Consider the following 1768-nt stretch of genomic DNA (forward strand, 5'->3'; position numbering starts at 1 on the left):
GAGGGGGACCGTGGGGGTCGCGGGTGCGTCGTGGTGGGCCAGGCGGAAGGGGAGGGCGGCGAGGACGAGCACCGCGCAGGTCGCGCCGGCGCCGATCGTCGCGCGGAGCAGGCGGCGGCGGTTCGCGCCGCGGCGGATCGTCTCGTAACGGCCGGGGGGCGGGCCGAGGTACTCGGCGGAGGAGGGGCGCAGGATGACCGTGAGGGGGTCGTCGAGGTCGCGGCCCGGTTCCCCGTCGCCCTCGTCAAAGTGTGTGGTCAAGGCTTCTCCTCAGATGGGCGCGGAGCAGTTCGCGGGCCGCGTGGAGGTCGGCCTTGATGGTTCCTTCCTTGCGTCCGGTCAGCACGGACACCTCCCGGATCGGCATGTCGGCGTAGTAGTGCAGGAGGATCGGGACGCGCAGTCGTTCGGGCAGCGACTGCACGAGCAGCCGTACGGACGGATCGGTCTGTTCGGTCGGCGGCCGGATCGCCTCCTCGGTGGTGGCCCGGCGCACGGCCCGGCGTTCGCGCTCCATTTTGCGCCAGTGGTCCCGGACGAGGTTGGCCGCGGTGACGTAGAGGAAGCCGCGCGGTTCCGCCACCTTCGTCCAGCGCGCCCAGAGCCGGGTGAACGCCTCGGAGGCGATCTCGTGGGCCGTCTCGTCGTCGTCGACGAGACGGCGGCACCAGCCGGCGAGGCGCGGGTAGACGGCGGCGAACAGTTCGGACGCTGCCGTCTCGCGGGACCGTTTCAACGCTCTCCATGGTCGTGATGTGGTGCGGGGTGATGCGGGTGTTCGGGAAAATCACGCGGCCAGCGTGGCGAAGACGATCACGTTGTCCAGGTATCCCGTTCCGGTGCGGGTCCCGCCGCAGGTGATGAGACGCAGTTCGGGGCGGGCCACGTTCCCGTACACCTCGTCCGACGGGAAGTCGGCCTTGGCGACCGTCCGGACGGAGGTGACGGTGAACGTGGCCGTCGTGCCGTTCTCCAGGCCCGCCTCGATCCGGTCGCCCTTGCGCAGCCGCGTGAGGTGACGGAAGACACCGTCCCCGTACGCGCCGACGGTGACATGCCCGAGGATCACCGACGGCCCGTTCTGGCCGGGCGTCGGCGAGTAGCGGTACCAGCCCGCCCGGTCGTGCGCGGTGATCGGCGGCACCTGCACGGTGCCGTCCGCGGCCAGCCCCAGTCGCATGACCGGGGTGTCGACCCCGATCGCCGGGACGCGCAGGGTGACCGGGACGGAGCGGGCGAGGGCGTGCGCCGTGCCGCTGCCGCCCTTGGCGGACGGGGTCGAACTCCCCCGCGTTGAACTCCCTTGCGGTGAACTCCCTTGATCGGGAGCGGAGTTCGCGGCCTGGGTGGTCGTCCCGTGACCGCCGCCGCAGCCGGCGAGCAGCGATGCCGTCGCCGCGGTGACGAAGGCGCGCCTGGAGAGCGAGGTCATACGCCGGTCGTCCTCCGACGCCGTACGACGACGAAGGCGCCGCCGCCGACGAGCAGCGCGGCGGCTGCCCCGCCGATCAGCGTGGTCGACATGTCGTCGGACGACTTCGCCGCCGGTACGACACCGGTGTCGGGGGCGCCGACGGGGACCGCGGCGACCTGGCTCGGGGCCCGGGTGGGCTCGGCGGACGGTGCGGCGCTGGGCTCGGCGCTCGCGTCCCGGGTGGGGGCCGCGGTGGCGCTCGGCACCGGGGACGGCGCGGTGGAGGCGGCGCGGGTGGGAGCCGCGGAGGCTCCGTCCGCGAACGCAGGCGCGGCGCTCGCCAGGACCGCGCCG

At 73.5% G+C, this 1768-nt stretch carries 3 protein-coding genes and 1 pseudogene; all 4 read right to left on the reverse strand.

What is annotated here, in order from left to right:
* Positions 1 to 261, reverse strand: a pseudogene (locus tag JHN63_RS50735) (hypothetical protein); the annotation flags it as partial.
* Positions 245 to 736, reverse strand: a complete 492-nt coding sequence (locus JHN63_RS50740; RefSeq protein WP_200691890.1) for an RNA polymerase sigma factor — start codon at positions 734 to 736, stop codon at positions 245 to 247. The pseudogene JHN63_RS50735 and the gene JHN63_RS50740, both read right to left, overlap by 17 nt.
* Before the next feature lie 51 nt (positions 737 to 787).
* Positions 788 to 1432, reverse strand: a complete 645-nt coding sequence (locus JHN63_RS50745; protein WP_200691891.1) for a class F sortase — start codon at positions 1430 to 1432, stop codon at positions 788 to 790.
* Positions 1429 to 1768: LPXTG cell wall anchor domain-containing protein (locus JHN63_RS50750; protein WP_234478937.1), on the reverse strand; the 340-nt coding region annotated here is incomplete at its 5' end. The genes JHN63_RS50750 and JHN63_RS50745, both read right to left, overlap by 4 nt.

It is taken from the genome of Streptomyces sp. MBT65 (genome assembly GCF_016612545.1).
In the GTDB taxonomy this organism is placed as follows: domain Bacteria; phylum Actinomycetota; class Actinomycetes; order Streptomycetales; family Streptomycetaceae; genus Streptomyces.